Origin of the sequence: Streptomyces phaeochromogenes (genome assembly GCF_001418655.1) — a bacterium.
Classification (GTDB): Bacteria; Actinomycetota; Actinomycetes; order Streptomycetales; family Streptomycetaceae; genus Streptomyces; species Streptomyces phaeochromogenes.
Genome location: NZ_LIQZ01000204.1, coordinates 1 through 16,247, shown reverse-complemented (window position 1 = coordinate 16,247; position 16,247 = coordinate 1). Strand labels below are relative to the sequence as shown.

Here is a 16,247-nt window from a genome sequence, read left to right as displayed (position 1 = left end):
CAGCGAAGCGAAACGCCGACTCGCTTTGCGGCACCATTACGCAGGGAGTTACGACCGTGGCAAGTGGCAACGCGATCCGAGGAAGCCGGGTCGGGGCGGGGCCGATGGGCGAGGCCGAGCGTGGCGAGTCCGCGCCGCGGCTGCGCATCTCCTTCTGGTGCTCGAACGGGCACGAGACGCAGCCCAGCTTCGCCAGCGACGCGCAGGTCCCCGATACCTGGGACTGTCCGCGCTGCGGCTTCCCCGCCGGACAGGACCGGGACAACCCGCCGGACCCGCCGCGCACCGAACCGTACAAGACGCACCTCGCGTACGTACGGGAACGGCGCAGCGACGCGGACGGCGAGGCCATTCTCGCCGAGGCGCTCGCCAAACTGCGGGGCGAGATCTAGGAGTTGAGGTCCGGCCGGACACCCACGGGTGTCCGGCCGGACTCGTTTGGGACGCGCACCGGGACTGTGCCCGTGCCTTCTCCCCTGCTGTGCTGATACGCGTGCTCCAGCCGGACGTATCTGTTGTTGAGCCGGACGACGGCGGGACGACAGCTCACGTTCCGCCCTGATCAATTAGGTTGGGACCGGCAGCGGGGCAAGGTACGCGGCACAGGCAGGAAAGAGGCGGAAGTCCCACATGAACGCAGACAGCCGTACCAGGCTCGACCAGACACCCGAGTGGACCGCTCTGGCCGGGCACCGGGAGGAACTCGGCGAGGCACAGCTCCGTGAGCTGTTCGCCCGGAACCCCGGACGCGGTACCGGATACACGCTTCAGGTCGGCGATCTGCACGTCGACTACTCCAAGCACCTCGTCACCGACGAGACCCTGCGGCTGCTGCGCGCGCTGGCCGCCGCCACGGACGTGTTCGGACTGCGGGACGCCATGTTCCGCGGCGAGAAGATCAACACGACCGAGGACCGCGCGGTCCTGCACACCGCGCTGCGCGCCCCGCGTGACGCCGTCGTCGAGGTCGACGGCGAGAACGTCGTACCGGCCGTGCACGCCGTCCTCGACAAGATGGCCGGCTTCGCCGAGCGCGTCCGTTCGGGCGAGTGGACCGGGCACACCGGCAGCTGCATCAAGAACGTGGTGAACATCGGCATCGGCGGCTCCGACCTCGGCCCGGCGATGGCGTACGAGGTGCTGCGGTCCTTCACCGACCGGGACCTGACCGTCCGCTTCGTGTCGAACGTGGACGGGGCCGACCTCCACGAGGCCGTCCGCGACCTGGACCCGGCCGAGACGCTGTTCGTCATCGCCTCGAAGACCTTCACCACCATCGAGACGATCACCAACGCGACCTCCGCCCGGAACTGGCTGCTCACCGAGCTGAAGGCCGGTCAGGAAGCCGTCGCCAAGCACTTCGTGGCGCTGTCGACCAACGCCGAGAAGGTCTCCGACTTCGGTATCGACACGGCCAACATGTTCGAGTTCTGGGACTGGGTCGGCGGCCGTTACTCGTTCGACTCGGCGATCGGTCTGTCGCTGATGGTCGCTATCGGCCCGGACCGCTTCCGGGAGATGCTCGACGGCTTCCACCTCGTCGACGAGCACTTCAGGACCGCGCCCGCCGAGTCCAACGTGCCGCTGCTCCTCGGCCTGTTGGGTGTCTGGTACGGCAACTTCCATGACGCCCAGTCGCACGTGGTGCTGCCGTACTCGCACTACCTGTCCAAGTTCACCGCGTACCTCCAGCAGCTCGACATGGAGTCCAACGGCAAGTCCGTGGACCGCGACGGGCGTCCCGTGGAGTGGGAGACGGGTCCCGTCGTGTGGGGCACGCCGGGCACCAACGGCCAGCACGCGTACTACCAGCTCATCCACCAGGGCACGAAGCTGATCCCGGCGGACTTCATCGGCTTCGCCGAGCCGGTCGCCGATCTGATGCCGGGTCTGGTCGCCCAGCACGACCTGCTGATGGCCAACTTCTTCGCGCAGACGCAGGCGCTGGCCTTCGGCAAGACGCCGGACGAGGTGCGGGCGGAGGGCGTGCCCGAGGAACTGGTGCCGCACAAGACGTTCCAGGGCAACCACCCGACGACCACCATCCTCGCCCGCGAGCTCACCCCGTCGGTGCTCGGCCAGCTCATCGCTCTCTACGAGCACAAGGTGTTCGTGCAGGGCGCGATCTGGAACATCGACTCCTTCGACCAGTGGGGCGTCGAGCTCGGCAAGGTCCTCGCCAAACGCGTGGAGCCCGCGCTGACGGAGGGTGCGGACGTGCCGGGCCTCGACGAGTCCACCACCGCGCTCGTGGCCAAGTACCGGGAACTGCGGGGCCGGAAGTAGTCGTGGAGTAGTCGTGTGGGTCGGGAGGCGGACGGTGGAACAGCCGTCCGCCTCCCTTAGAATTTCGGGCGATCATGACGTCGAGGGCTCGGGGGAGCTGAACATGGCTGGTTCGCGCGGAAGATGGCTCAGCCGCAATCTGTCGGTGGCGTCGATTCTGCAGCCCAAGGCCGTGGCCCAGGCGGTGTTCCACCCGGCGTGGATCCCGCCGGCGGTCGATCCGTCGGTGGAGCGCCTCAAGCGTGTACGTGTCGTTGCCGGAGCTGTGGCGGCGTTCGGCGTGTACACGTTCGTGGAGGGCAAGTTCGACTTCAACGAGGTACTCGAGAACATCGTGGTGGCGGCCCTCGTGCTGCTGTTCATCACCCCGCTGACCGTGGGCGTGATGCTCTTCGTCTGGCGGCGCACCGGCCGGATCCGCGAGCTGCGCGGCTCCCTGTTCAACTCGCTCAAGCTGCTGCTGCTCTTCATCGTCATGGTCGTCGGGACGGTGCTGCTGTGGCAGCTGTCGATCCAGCTCGGCACCATCTGGACGGTGGTGCTCGGCCTGCCGGCGATGTGGATCACCGGCATGCTGATGTACGGGGCCGTGCAGCTGTCCGGGAACTTCTTCGGTTCCGCCGCCGTGCACCGCGCCCTGCCGGCGCTGCTCGCCACCGTGACAACGTGGCTGATGGCCCTTCCGGACCTGGTCACCGGTGATCTGCACGGGCTCAGCTTCAAGCTGGGGGTCGTCTTCATCCTGGGCGCCCCGCTGACGGTCACGGGCATCGCCGCCCTGGAGCTGCACCGGCTCCGACGCCACCACGGCATCCGGCTGAGCGCGCATCCGTCGACACTCCCGTCTCCGCGCCCGTACGCACCGAACAACGGATTCGTGCCGCCCCAGGGGAACATGTACCCGCCGCCGGGGCAGCCGTACGCGCCTCCCGGTCAGCCGTACATGCCGCCGGGCCAGCCGTACCCGCCCGGCAACGGTGTGCCGTATCCGCCGTACGGCCAGGGCAACCCGTACGGACCGCCCCAGCCGCCGCAGTCGCCGTACCGGTCCTGACCGTCCGGAGTGGTGACCGACCCGGCCTGACCCGACCCGACCCGGCGGCTCAGGCCACCGCGCTCAGTGTGTCCGCGAGCCGGCGGCGGGCCGACCTGGCCGCGGGCAGGGCGGCCAGCGCGGCGGCGCCGAGCACGGCGGCCGTGCCGAGGAGGAGCAGGAGTCCGGGGGAGGGCCCCCGGGCGATCCCGGCGCCGATACCGCTCGACCTGCCCTGCGCGTCGATCAGCCAGTGGGCGAGCGGCACCCCCAGCGCCGCGGCGACGAGGACCGCGCCCAGCGCCGTGCACCCCGTGGCCGTCACCGTGATCGCGGTGATCTGCCGTGGAGTCAGCCCGATCGCCTTGAGCGCCAGCAGGTCCCGCTCGCCCTCGCGGACCGTGCCGCCGATCGCCGTGAGCAGCTCGATGAGGCCGATCAGGGCCAGTACGGCGATCAGTCCCACGACGACTCCGCGCAGCGGTGAGAGCCCGTCGGCCGGGTTCGGCACGGCGTGCACGCTGATGTCCCCGTGCGCGGCCTCGGTCAGCTCCGCGGCCACCCGCTGAGGGTCCGCGCCGGGGCGCAGCTGGAGCTGGTAGAGGGCCGGCCCGAGCCCCGGGTGGTTCTCCCGGAGGGTGTCGAGCGAGGTGGAGATGACCCGGCCGCCGTTCTCCGGCTCGATGCTGCGCCCGACGATGTGCAGGATCTGCGGCTCCGCGCCCACCGTGATCCGCACCCATGCCCCGACGCGTACGTCCAGCAGGTCGAGCAGACCCTGACCGGCCACCGCCTCGTCGGGGCCGAGCGCTGGGCGTCCCTCCGCCAGCGAGAACGGGTACGGATCCTTCTGCGTGCCGAGTCCGCGCAGGGCGATCGTGCCCGTCTGGCCGGGGACCAGGGCGGCCACCTCGACGCCCGGGTGGACGGCGTCGACCTGCGGGTTCCGGGCCAGCAGGGCGCGTACGTCCGGATCGGTCAGGGTCTCGTCGGCCCGTACGGTGAGCGCGGCGGCGAGACCGATCTGGTCGGGCCTGGTCTGGAAGCGGTCGATGGTGCTCCAGGCGCTCATCGCCACGACGATCAGCAGCAGCGGCAGGGCCAGCCGGGCGAGTGTGGCCAGCGAGCGGGGGCGGCGCGAGAACGCCTTGTGCCAGCCCAGGACCAGCGCGGACGGCAGCCGCAGGCCGAGTGCCCCGCGCGCCAGGCCCGACAGCCGGCCGCCGAGCGGGGCCGCGGCCCGCAGCCCCGGCACCGGAGGCACCTGTCCGGCACGCCAGGCGGCGAGCCCGGTCGTCGCGGCGATGAACAGCACCGCGGCCACGGGTACGGCGAGCAGTGCCGCCGTGTGCCCCGGCAGCCCCTGCCACACCCCGACCGCGTCCCCGAGACGCCCCGGGACCCGGCTGCCCAGGGCCTGGATGAGGACGGTGGCGAGCACGGCGCCGAGGAGCGCGAACGCCACATGCTGGAGCAGGAAGATCCGCACCACCTGGCCCGGGGTGAAGCCGATCGCCTTCAGGACCGAGATGTCCCGCAGATGGCCGCGGATACGGGTGCCGATCGCGCCGTGCACGGCGAGCGCGGCGGCGACCAGGGCGCCAAGACCGAACAGGCCGAGAACCTGGCCCAGCAGCCGGTTGCCGCCCTGGGCCTCCGACCGTGCCTGCTGCCAGTGCGAGACGTCGGTGACCGCTCCGGCGCCGAGCAGGGTGACGGCCCGCTGGACGGCGTAGTCCGTGTCCCCGGGATCGGTCAGCCGCAGGCCGGTCACCTGGCCGCCGCGCCCGTCGGTCTGCCGTACGGCGGAGGGGAGGGCCCACACGAGGCCCGGCCGCTCCCCGGGGCTGTAGCGGGGCTCGGCACTGTCGGCGACGCCCAGGACGGTCAGGGTCCGTGCGGTGCCGGGCACGGTGAGGGTGTCCCCGGGCTCGGCCCACAGCGCCCGGGCGAGGCTGCTCTCCAGCACCACACCGTCCGGCGCGGCGGGGTCGAGCCAGCGGCCGGAGGTGAGCAGCGGACGGCCGGTCGAGGGCCGGCCGACGATGCCGCGCAGCTCGACGGAGGCGCGGGTGCCGCGGGACTCGACGGTGGCCGCGGCGGTGGGGTACGGGCCCGCGACGGACGTGACGCCGTCCACGTCGGAGAGTTCGCGCGCGTCGGCCGACGGGCCGGTGTGGATCCATACGTGCGCGCCCTGCGACTGGGTGAAGACACGCTGCCAGGGGTTGGTCGCGTACCCGAAGAGTGCCGTGGCCAGCAGCAGCGAGGCGACGATCCCGGTGGTGGCGAGCACGATGAACAGCGCCTCGCCGCGATGCGTGCGCAGATCGGCGTGCGCCCAGCGCAGGGTGGCCCGCACGGCGGCTCAGCCCCTCGGCTCGCGCACGAAGGGCCGGCTCCGGGGTCCGTGCGCGAAGGGCTGCTTCCGCGGCCCGCGCGCGAAGCAGCGGCTCCACGGCCCGTGCACGGCGGAGAGGTCCGGGGAGACGGTCTTCGGCAGAGGCTCGCGCACGCCGCTCAGTCCCTCAGTTCCAGCACGCCGGATATCCCCGTGCCGCGGCGCGCGGGCGCGGTGTCCAGCTCCGCGTCGTCGGCGATCCGGCCGTCGAAGAAGCTGATCACCCGGTCCGCGGCGCTCGCGAGCCGTGCGTCATGGGTGACCAGCACGATGGTCTGGCCGCGCTCGTGGAAGCGGGACAGCAGCCGGGTCACCTCGCGGGTGCCCTTGCTGTCGAGGCTGCCCGCGGGCTCGTCGGCCAGCAGCAGGGGCGGGTGGTTGACCAGGGCGCGGGCCAGCGCGACCCGCTGCTGCTCGCCGCCGGACAGCTCGCCCGGCATGCTGCGCTCCTTGCCCTCCAGGCCCAGCTCGGCGAGGAGCCGCTCGCGCTCGGCGCGCGCCTGCTTGGGGGAGAGGCCGGCGAGCAGGGCGGGTAGCTCGACGTTGTCGGCGACCGACAGGTTCGAGACCAGGTTGAAGAACTGGAAGACGATGCCGATGCGGCGCCGGCGCTCGACCGCCCAGCGGGCCTCGCTGTACGCGTCCGTGCACACGCCGTCCAGCCAGATGCTGCCGGAGTCCGGTCGCTGGAGCCCGCCGAGCAGATGCAGCAGCGTCGACTTCCCGGCGCCCGAGGGGCCCGTGACGGCGACGAACTCACCCTGCCGTACGGCGAGGTCCACGCCCCGTACGGCATGCGCGGGGGCGCCCTCGCCGTAGTGGGTCTTGACCAGGGCCTCGGCACGCAGCAGGGGAGCGCCCTCGGCGTGCGACGAAGGAGCGGTGCGGCTCACTCCAGCTCCTCCAATTCCTCCTGGCAGCGTTCCAGCCAGTCGAGGTCGGCCTGCAGATGCAGCATGGCGCCCTCTATGAGCAGCTGGGAGATGCGGTTGTCCCGGCTCTCGGTGGCGGCGAGTTTCGACAGGCTGCGCATGGTGTTCAGGTACTCGCGCCGCTGTTTGTTGATCAGGGTGATCTGGTCGGCGAGTCCGGTCTGCGGCGCGAGGGCGAGCTTCATGAAGAACTCGTCCCGCACGCGCGGCTCGTCCGCCGTCTCCTCGTACCAGGCGCGCAGCGCCTCACGCCCGGCTTCGGTGAGGTGGTAGATCTTCTTGTTGGGCCGGCTCGACTGCTCGACTTCCTCGCCCTCGATCAGTCCCGACTTCTCGAGGCGGCCGAGCGTCACATAGATCTGGCCGACGTTCGGCTGAGGGTACGCGGAGCCCAGCAGTTGCTCAAGGTCCTGCTTGAGCTCGTATCCGTGGGCCGGGCCGCGCGCCAGCAGGGCCAGGAGGGGCAGCCGCACCAGTGCTCTCCTCCGCCTTTTCTCTCGGTTCGCCTTCGGGGCGCTCCAGCCGGTGTTGAGGGGCCGATGTGCCGCAGGCCCTAGTATCGCCCATACCTAACAGGTATACATGGCCTCTGACTCCGGGCGAAGGTGCCCGGCAGCCGGAGTACCAAGGAGGAACCTATGCGGTGGATACATGCCGCGGGTAGGGGACTCCTGGTCGCGGCGGTGGTTCTGACCGGTTACGTCGCCTCGGGCGCGCAGGCGGACGGAGCGCGCGGCGGCGGCCGGGGTCCGCTCACGCTGGCCACCGCGGGGGATCTCACCAGCTATCTGGGTCCGCTGCTCGACGGCTGGAACCGTACCCACCCCGGCGAGAAGGTCACCCTCGTCGAACTCCCGGACTCCGCCGACGAGACCCACGCGCAGATGACCACCGACCTGCGCGGCGGCGACCGGAACCGCTTCGACATCCTCAACATCGACGTCGCCTGGACCTCGGAGTTCGCCGCCGCCGGCTGGATCTCCCCGCTGTCCCGGGACCGCTTTGCGCTCGACGGCTTCCTGCCGCAGGTCGAGGACACGGCGACGTACGACGGACGGCTGTACGCGGTCCCGTACGTCACCAACGCGGGACTGCTCCTCTACCGCAAGGACATCCTCGACAAGGAGGGCGTCGCGCCCCCGCGCACCTGGGCCGAGCTGGAGAAACAGGCGAAGGCCATCGCGCCGAAGTACGGACTCGACGGCTACGCGGGCCAGTTCCTGCCCTACGAGGGGCTCACGGTGAACGCCGCCGAGGCGGTCTACTCGGCGGGCGGCACGATCCTCGGCGACGAGGGCGAGCGCGTCACCGTCGACTCGGCGGCGGCCCGCGAGGGCATCGGCTTCCTCGCCCGCGGCGTGCGGGACGGCTGGATCCCGAAGAAGGCGCTGACGTACAAGGAGGAGGAGTCCAAGCAGGCCTTCCAGGACGGCCGTCTTCTCTTCCTGCGCAACTGGCCGTACGCCTATGTCGGCGCCTCCGCCAAGGGCTCGGAGGTCGCCGGGAAGATCGGCGCTGTGCCGCTGCCCGGGCCCGACGGGCCGGGCACGAGTGTGCTCGGCGGCTCCAACCTCGCGGTCAGCGCGCATGCCCATCACCCCGATTCCGCCGCGCGCCTCATCGCCTACCTGACGAGCGAGCGCGTGCAGCGGCAGGTCCTCACCAAGGGTGCGCTGCCGCCCGTGCGGGCCGCGCTCTACCGGGACCCGGAGCTGATCCGGCGGTTCCCGTATCTGCCGACGCTCCGCGCGAGCGTCGCGGCGGCGGCGCCGCGTCCCAAGAGCCCGCGCTACGACCAGGTCAGCCTGGCCGTGCAGGCCGTGGTGCAGGACGCGATGACCGGGCGCCAGACGCCCGGGGCCGCGGTGCGGCGTCTCGCGCGCGAGCTGGCGGACATCTCCCGCCGGGGCTGAGCCTTCTTCCCTCGCACTCGACGGTTCCTAGTTACTTGTTAGGTAACGCGCGCGTCTCACCTTCGGTCTCATTGGATAGAAATATCCTGTTATTAAACCCCAATTTCTGAGGACTCTCCGCCAACTCGTTGACACCTGCGCGACACGGCTACTTAACATGCATGCATAACCGGAGGCACGCACAGACAGGTCAACGGGTGACGATCGACAAGCACCGCTGGTGGCGCGACGCAGTGATCTACCAGGTCTACGTCCGGAGCTTTCTGGACAGCACCGGGGACGGCATCGGCGATCTCGCCGGAGTCAGGGCCGGACTGCCGTATCTGAAGAAGCTGGGCGTCGACGGCGTCTGGCTGAGCCCCTTCTACCCCTCGCCGCAGCACGACCACGGCTACGACGTGGCCGACTACTGCGACGTCGACCCGGTCTTCGGTGACCTCAGCGAGTTCGACCTGCTGATGACGGACGCCCGGCGGCTCGGCATCAAGGTGCTCCTGGACATCGTCCCGAACCACTGCTCGGAGGAGCACCCGTGGTTCCGGGAGGCACTGGCCGCGGCACCGGGCAGTGAGGCCCGCGCCCGCTTCCACTTCGCCGACGGCCGGGGCCCGGACGGGTCCGAACCGCCCAACAACTGGCACTCCATGTTCGGCGGCCCCGCCTGGAGCCGGGTCACCGAGCAGGACGGCACCCCCGGCCAGTGGTACCTGCACATGTTCACGACCGAGCAGCCCGACCTGAACTGGCGCAACCCCGAGGTCGGCGCCCACTTCGACCACGCCCTGCGCTTCTGGCTCGACCGGGGCGTCGACGGCTTCCGCATCGACGTCGCCGCCGGCCTCTACAAGCACCCCGACCTGCCGGACTCGCCCGACCCCGAGGCCGACGCCCGCACCCGCGACTCGGTCAACCCGCTCGCCTGGAACCAGCCCGAGGTGCACGACGTCTGGCGGCACTGGCGGTCGGTGTGCGAGGAGTACACCGCCCGCGACGGCCAGGAGCGGCTGCTCGTCGGCGAGGTCTCCGTGCCGACCGCCCGCGAACACGCCCTGTACGTACGCCACGACGAGCTGCACCAGGCCTTCTTCTTCGACCTGCTCAGCGCGCCCTGGAACGCGGACGCCTTCCGCAAGGTCATCTCCCACGCCATGCAGGACATCGCGGGCACGGGCTCGACGGTCACCTGGGTCCTCAACAACCACGACCAGGTCCGCACGGTCACCCGCTACGGCGAACTGGGCACCGAAGGCAGCGGCCTGGGTGCCGCCCGCGCCCGCGCCGCCGCGCTGCTGATGCTGGCGCTGCCCGGAGCCGCGTACATCTACCAGGGCGAGGAACTCGGGCTGCCCGAGGTCGTCGATCTGCCCGACGACGTGCTCACCGACCCGATCTTCCGCCGCACCGGGAGCCGCGCCCGGATCCGCGACGGCTGCCGGGTGCCGCTGCCGTGGTCGGGGCACGCCTCGCCGTTCGGCTTCACCTCCGGCGCCGAGAGCGCCAAGCCGTGGCTGCCGCAGCCCGCCTACTTCGCCGAGTACGCCACCGACCGCGCCCTCGCCGACACCCACTCCTTCTGGCACCTCTACCGCGACGGACTCCAACTGCGGGCCGGACTGCCCCAGTTGGGCGAGGGCGCGCTGCGCTGGCTGGACACCCAGCCCGGCGTCCTCGCCTTCGTCCGCGGCGACGGCCTCGTATGCGCCGTCAACTTCGGTACGGCACCGACGCCCGCGCCGGTCTCCGGCACCCCTCTGTTGTCCAGCGGCCCCTGCGCGCCCGGCGTCCTGCCCGGCTCGACGGCCGCCTGGTGGATCAGCGACTGCACCAACCCCTGAGCCGCCGACTCCCGCACCACTCACCTCGGCTGACTGCCCGTCAATTTCCCTGCCCTCGAAGGACATCAATGATGATGCGACGACGCACGACCCTGCTCACGAGCTGCATAGCCCTGGCGCTGTCCCTCGGTGCCACCGCCTGCGGAGGCGGCGACGTCTCCGCAGGCGGCGGCGACAAGCCGCTCAACGGCCAGACGATCAACGTGGCCGGTGTCTGGTCCGGCAGCGAGCAGAAGAACTTCCAGAAGGTCCTGGACGCGTTCGCCGAGAAGACCGGCGCCAAGACCCAGTTCACCTCCACCGGTGACAACGTCTCCACGGTCGTCGGCAGCAAGATCGAGGGCGGCAACGCCCCCGACGTGGTGATGGTCCCGCAGGTCGGCGTGCTCCAGCAGTTCGCGAAGGAGGGCTGGCTCAAGCCGCTCTCCAAGACCGCCCAGCAGTCCATAGGCAGCAACTACGCGAGCGTGTGGAAGAACTACGGCAGCGTCGACGGCACCCTGTACGGCCTGTACTTCAAGGCCGCCCACAAGTCGACCGTCTGGTACAGCCCCGACGCCCTCGACGAGGCGGGCGTCAAGACACCGACGACGTACGACGCCATGCTCAAGGCCGGGCAGACCGTCTCGGAGTCGGGCCTCGCCGCCTTCTCCGTCGCCGGACAGGACGGCTGGACCCTCACCGACTGGTTCGAGAACGTCTACCTCTCGCAGGCAGGACCCGAGAAGTACGACGCCCTGGCCGCCCACAAGATCAAGTGGACCGACCCGACCGTGGTCGAGGCCCTCACCACCCTCGGCAAGCTCTTCAAGGACAAGGAGCTGATAGCCGGCGGCCAGAAGGGCGCGCTCAACACCGACTTCCCCGGCTCGGTCGAGAAGGTCTTCGGGCCCGAGCCCACGGCGGGCATGGTCTACGAGGGCGACTTCGTGGCCGGTGTCGCCAAGGACCAGTTCGGCAAAAAGATCGGCGAGGACGCGGACTTCTTCCCCTTCCCCGCGGTCGGCACCGGCAAGGCGCCCGTGGTCAGCGGCGGCGACGCGGCCGTCGTCCTCAAGGACGGCAAGAACCAGAAGGCCGCCATGGAGTTCCTGGAGTACCTTGCGACCCCCGAGGCCTCCGCGGTCTGGGCCGAGGTCGGCGGCTTCCTCTCCCCGAACAAGAAGCTCGACCTCGCCTCCTACGGCGACGACATCACCCGCGAGACCGCCAAGTCCCTGGTGGACGCCGGGGATTCGGTCCGCTTCGACATGTCGGACCAGGCCCCGGCGGCGTTCGGTGGCACCAAGGGCGCCGGCGAGTGGAAGCTCCTCCAGGACTTCCTGCGCGACCCGTCCGACCCGAAGGGGACCGCTGCCGCGCTGGAGCAGGCGGCTGCCAAGGCGTACAAGGGCTGATCGCCGTGACCGCCACGCTCCTCAAAGAGGCGAGCCCGCCGCCCGCCGCCCCGGCCGACCACGAACGCAAACGCCGTGCCCGGCGCCGGGCACGCGTCATCGCCCTCGCGTTCGTCTTCCCCGCCCTGCTCCTGCTCGGCGCGCTCGTCGTCTACCCCGTGCTGTTCTCCGTGGGCCGCAGCTTCTTCGACGCCTCCGGTGACCGGTTCGTGGGCGGCGACAACTACACCGAGATGTTCCGCGACCCCGCCACGCTCACGGCCGTCCGGAACACGGCCATCTGGGTCGTCGTCGCGCCGACGCTGCTCACCGGGCTCGGCCTCGTCCTGGCCGTCCTCGTCGAGAAGATCCGCTGGGCGACGGCGTTCAAACTCCTGCTGTTCATGCCGATGGCCGTCTCCTTCCTCGCCGCGGGCATCATCTTCCGCCTCGCATACGACGAGGACCCCGAGAAGGGCGTCCTGAACGCCGCCGCCGTCTCCGTGCACGACGCCTTCAAGGACGCGTCGTCGTACCCGAACGCCCGGGCCCGCGACGGCCAGGGCCTGACCAAGGCCGCGGACGGCTCGTACGGTACGACGGCCGCCGCGTCTCCCGGCGACACCGTCGGGCTCGGCCTGGTGGGCGTACGCGCCGAGGACCTGCCCGGGGACGCGCGGCCGGCGTACCCGGCGTCCGGGCGGAAGGCGTCGGCCGACGAACTGCGCGGCGTCGTCTACCTGGACTTCACACGGGGCGGGGGAGGGGAGCAGGGCAAGGTCGACAGGACGGAGAGCGGGCTGCCGGGGATGAAGGCCGAGGCGGTGCGCGACGGAAAGGCGGTCGCGAGCGCCACCACCGCGGCCGACGGCTCCTTCCGCTTCAAGGGCCTCGATCCGGGCTCGTACACCGTGCGGCTGCCCGCCTCGAACTTCGCCGCGCCGTACGAGGGCATCTCCTGGCTCGGTCCCGCGCTCGTCACGCCCGCCATCATCGGCGCGTACCTGTGGATCTGGACCGGCTTCGCGATGGTGCTGATCGGGGCCGGGCTCGCCGCCCTGCCGCGTGACGCGCTGGAGGCGGCCCGGATGGACGGCGCCAACGAGTGGCAGATCTTCCGACGGATCACCGTGCCGCTGCTCGCGCCCGTCCTCACCGTGGTCTTCGTGACCCTGGTGATCAACGTGATGAAGGTCTTCGACCTCGTCTACATCATCGCGCCGGGACCGGTGCAGGAGGACGCCACCGTGCTCGCCACCCAGATGTGGCTGGTGTCCTTCGGCGGCGGCAACAACCAGGGCCTGGGCAGCGCGCTGGGAGTGCTGCTCCTTCTCCTGGTCATCCCCGCCATGGTCTTCAACGTCCGCCGTTTCCGAGGGAGTCAGCGATGAACGCGATCAGGCGGGGGCTCGCGAGCAGCCTCGTGCAGGCGTTCCTGGTGGTGATCGGCCTGGTCTGGCTCACTCCGCTCGCCGGGCTGTTCCTCTCCTCGCTGCGGTCCGCGCAGGAGACCGCGACGGGTGGCTGGTGGACCGCGCTGGCCTCTCCCGGGCAGCTGTCCTTCGACAACTACTCGGCACTGCTGGGCAATTCGGGGATGACGCAGGCGTTCTGGAACACCGTGCTGATCTCGGTGCCGACCACATTCCTCGTCGTGGTCATCGCCGCGCTCGCCGGGTACGCCTTCGCCTGGCTGGACTTCCCCGGCCGTGATCCCCTTTTCCTGCTGGTGGTCGCGCTGTTGGTGGTGCCCGTGCAGATCGGGCTGCTGCCGGTGGCCAAACTCTTCGGGCAGATGGGGCTGTTCGGCACGATTCCCGGAGTCGTGCTGTTCCACGTCTCCTACGGGCTGCCGTTCGCGATCTTCCTGCTGCGGAACTACTTCGCCGAGATGCCGAAGGAGATGCTGGAGGCGGCGCGGATGGACGGGGGCGGGGAGTGGCGGATCTTCACGCGGCTCGTGCTGCCGGTCGGGCGTCCGGCCATCGCCTCCCTCGCCATCTTCCAGTTCCTGTGGGTCTGGAACGACATGCTGGTCGCGCTGCTCTTCGCCGACAGTTCCTCGCAGCCGTTGACGGTTGAACTCCAGTCGCAGATCCGGCAGTTCGGCAGCAACATCGATGTGCTCGCGCCCGGGGCGTTTCTGTCACTGGTGGTGCCGGTGGTGGTGTTCTTCGCCTTCCAGAAGCACTTTGTGCAGGGAGTTATGGCCGGGTCGGTGAAGTGACGTCCCTCGGGAGGCGGGAGGCGGGAGGCGGGGGTGGATTTCCCGCCTCCCGCCCCCTACCGGTCCCTCACGGTGGTCCGGTCACGGGTACGAGGTCACCACGGACGGCACCGTGTTCGATCCGGAGGTCGGCGAGCCCGTGTCGTTGATGACGCGCTCGTACTGACCCTGACCGCCCAGCGAGATGACCATGATGTTGTGGAACTTCACGTTCGGATTGACCGGCGTCGCGAATCCGTGGTGCTGGAGGATCGCCGGATTGACGTTGTAGTAGCAGTAGCTGCCCATGCCCCATGCCTCGTGCGTGGTCACGGTGTCGGCGACCTTGTAGGCCGCGTACCCCTTGATCGTGCCGTTCTGGATGGCGGCCTGGTTCGGAGCGTCGTACGCCTTCTCGTTCTGGAAGAAGATGGTGCGTCCGCCCTGGCCGTACCACTGGACGTCGTACTTGTTGAAGTGCTCGACGAACAGCCCGGTGGCCAGCACGTCGTTGCCGTTGACGCGGACGCCGTAGTCGGCCCGGTTGGTCTCCCAGCCGACTCCGGCGCCGTGGTCGGCGCGCCAGACCCAGGTGTGGTCGATGATCGTGTGGCGGCTGTTGATCACCATGCTGGTGGTGGCCTTGCCGGCGCCCGCGCCGCCGATGCGGATGAAGACGTCCTGCACCGTGGTCGGGTTGACGGAGTGGTCGGCCGAAGCGCCGGTGGGGCCGACCTCCAGCAGCGTGGCGGAGTTGACGGGCCCGGCGTCGATGAGGAAGCCCGCGAGGCGGACGCCGTCGACATCGGCCACCTTGAGCGCGGTGACACCGTTGTCCGGGATCAGAGTGGCGTAACCGAGGCCGAGGACCACGGTGTTGGCACGGTTGACCTGGATCGGCCGGTCGAGGTGGTAGATCCCCGGCGTCAGCAGCAGATGGAGGCCTTGCGTGAGTGCCTCGTTGAGGGTGGCGGCGCTGACGCCGGGCTTCGCCACGTAGAACTGCGTCAGCGCCAGTGACGTACCGCGGGGCGTGCCGTTTCCCCAGGTGGTGCCGCGCGCGTTGACGCGCTTCTCCGGCAGGAAGACGCGGTACTCCGTGCCGTTGAGGTAGAGGAACGGCTTCTCGCGGGAGATCGGCGTGGTGTTGAGCGTGGTGTACGGCGGGTTCGGGAAGGTCTGTGCCGGTGCGCCCTCGACGCCCGAGAACACCATGTTCCAGACGGCGTTGAGCCAGCCGCCCACAAAGCTGTCGCGGGTGTACCACTGCTGCTGCGAGTACGGACCGACCGTGCCGTCGATGCGGCTGTCGGCGATGTAGCCGCCGCTGGCCCAGCCGTAGCCGTTGGGGGAGAGGTTGAGACCGCCCCGGATGTGCATGCGCCGGAACGGAGCGGCCTGCGCGACCGCCCAGCGGTTGGTGCCGTTGACCGGGGTGAGGGCGAGGTTCTCCGCCGAACGCCAGAAGTTCTGGGTCGCGTTGCCGTTGAACCAGCCCGCGTCGACGGTCACGTCCCCGTTGATCGAGGTGTCGTCGGGAGACAGGCCGAGCCCGGCGATGGAGGTGTAGAAGCCGAGTTGGGCGTTGAGCCCGTTGTACGTGCCCGGCTTGAACAGCAGTTGATAGCGGCCCGTGCCGAACTGCGCGGTCTCCTGCTGGGCGAATATCTGGTCCAGCTTGGCCTGGATACCGGAGGTGGACGGGTCGAAGACGATGACGTTCGGGCCGAGATCGCCACCTCCCGGCAGGGCCCGGGCGGGAGCTGCGGATGCCGACGACGACAGGGCGAGCAGCCCCGGCGCGGCTGCCGCCGCGGCCACGGCGCCGAGAACCGACCGGCGGGCGAGGGGAGCTCTGCCGGAGGACGAGGAATCTGTGGGGGAAGGGCTCATGGGGGCGACACTCCTGGTTCATGAAATGAACGGTGGGGGGTTCTGGGAGCGCTCTCTCGCCGATGAATGCTTCATCCACGTGAACCACACGTCAAGAGTTGTGACCGGAGTCCGTAGATGCTGTTACTGAGTGAACATCAACTGATCTCGCCGCTTCGGTCGAGATGAGGCAGGAAGCGGGGAGGGAGGCGTAAGTGCCTTCTGGGCCGGGAGAGATGAACCTTGTGCGAGGGAGCAGGGAGGCCTGCTCGGCGGCGAAGAGCACCCTCGTGGAGGAGTTGGTCCCGAAGTCCTGCGCCGCTCGGGGTGCCGGTGTTGGGGGCGGCGGTGCAGGTGCGGGTGTGCTGTGGTCGGCCGCGCAGTTCCCCGCGC

The 16,247-nt window shown here is 70.1% G+C and carries 12 protein-coding genes; 8 read left to right on the top strand and 4 right to left on the bottom strand.

The window, feature by feature from the left end; genetic code table 11:
• Positions 1-56 precede the first annotated feature (56 nt).
• From AOK17_RS26580 to AOK17_RS26570, 3 genes are all read left to right on the top strand, one after another.
• A complete protein-coding gene (locus tag AOK17_RS26580) occupies positions 57-392 on the top strand; it encodes an RNA polymerase-binding protein RbpA (RefSeq protein ID WP_003957010.1) in 336 nt (111 codons plus the stop codon).
• 238 nt (positions 393-630) lie between these two features.
• Complete coding sequence (pgi, locus tag AOK17_RS26575) at positions 631-2,286, top strand: glucose-6-phosphate isomerase (protein WP_055615077.1); 1,656 nt, start codon at positions 631-633, stop codon at positions 2,284-2,286.
• A 103-nt stretch (positions 2,287-2,389) separates the two neighbouring features.
• Positions 2,390-3,340: a DUF3824 domain-containing protein gene (locus AOK17_RS26570; protein WP_055615076.1), complete on the top strand. Its 951-nt coding sequence runs from the start codon at positions 2,390-2,392 to the stop codon at positions 3,338-3,340.
• Between the two features lie 49 nt (positions 3,341-3,389).
• Here AOK17_RS26570 and AOK17_RS26565 read toward each other — a convergent pair whose 3' ends face one another.
• The 3 genes from AOK17_RS26565 to AOK17_RS26555 all read right to left on the bottom strand — a co-directional run bounded on the left by AOK17_RS26565 (position 3,390) and on the right by AOK17_RS26555 (position 7,125).
• Entirely contained in the window at positions 3,390-5,681 is a 2,292-nt protein-coding gene (locus AOK17_RS26565; RefSeq protein WP_055615075.1) for an ABC transporter permease, read from the bottom strand.
• Between the two features lie 158 nt (positions 5,682-5,839).
• Positions 5,840-6,613, bottom strand: a complete 774-nt coding sequence (locus tag AOK17_RS26560) for an ABC transporter ATP-binding protein (protein WP_055615074.1) — start codon at positions 6,611-6,613, stop codon at positions 5,840-5,842.
• Positions 6,610-7,125, bottom strand: coding sequence for a PadR family transcriptional regulator (locus AOK17_RS26555; protein WP_055615073.1), 516 nt, complete (start codon positions 7,123-7,125; stop codon positions 6,610-6,612). The genes AOK17_RS26560 and AOK17_RS26555 overlap by 4 nt, the downstream gene beginning before the upstream one ends.
• Positions 7,126-7,290: 165 nt before the next feature.
• On the opposite strand from AOK17_RS26555, the gene AOK17_RS26550 reads away from it, so the two are divergent.
• From AOK17_RS26550 to AOK17_RS26530, 5 genes are all read left to right on the top strand, one after another.
• Entirely contained in the window at positions 7,291-8,565 is a 1,275-nt protein-coding gene (locus AOK17_RS26550; protein WP_055615072.1) for an ABC transporter substrate-binding protein, read from the top strand.
• Between the two features lie 161 nt (positions 8,566-8,726).
• The gene (locus tag AOK17_RS26545; protein ID WP_055615071.1) at positions 8,727-10,400 is read left to right on the top strand and encodes a glycoside hydrolase family 13 protein; all 1,674 of its coding nucleotides are present in this window, start codon (positions 8,727-8,729) and stop codon (positions 10,398-10,400) included.
• A 71-nt stretch (positions 10,401-10,471) separates the two neighbouring features.
• On the top strand, positions 10,472-11,797 hold the full coding sequence (locus AOK17_RS26540; RefSeq protein WP_055615100.1) for an ABC transporter substrate-binding protein: 1,326 nt from the start codon (positions 10,472-10,474) through the stop codon (positions 11,795-11,797).
• A gap of 5 nt (positions 11,798-11,802) precedes the next feature.
• Positions 11,803-13,167, top strand: a complete 1,365-nt coding sequence (locus tag AOK17_RS26535; RefSeq protein WP_055615070.1) for an ABC transporter permease — start codon at positions 11,803-11,805, stop codon at positions 13,165-13,167.
• Positions 13,164-14,003 (top strand): carbohydrate ABC transporter permease, encoded by an 840-nt coding sequence (locus AOK17_RS26530; protein ID WP_055615069.1) that lies wholly within the window; start codon positions 13,164-13,166, stop codon positions 14,001-14,003. Before AOK17_RS26535 ends, AOK17_RS26530 begins: the two co-directional genes overlap by 4 nt.
• Before the next feature lie 81 nt (positions 14,004-14,084).
• Here AOK17_RS26530 and AOK17_RS26525 read toward each other — a convergent pair whose 3' ends face one another.
• The gene (locus AOK17_RS26525) at positions 14,085-15,875 is read right to left on the bottom strand and encodes a hypothetical protein (protein WP_055615068.1); all 1,791 of its coding nucleotides are present in this window, start codon (positions 15,873-15,875) and stop codon (positions 14,085-14,087) included.
• Positions 15,876-16,247: the final 372 nt, after the last annotated feature.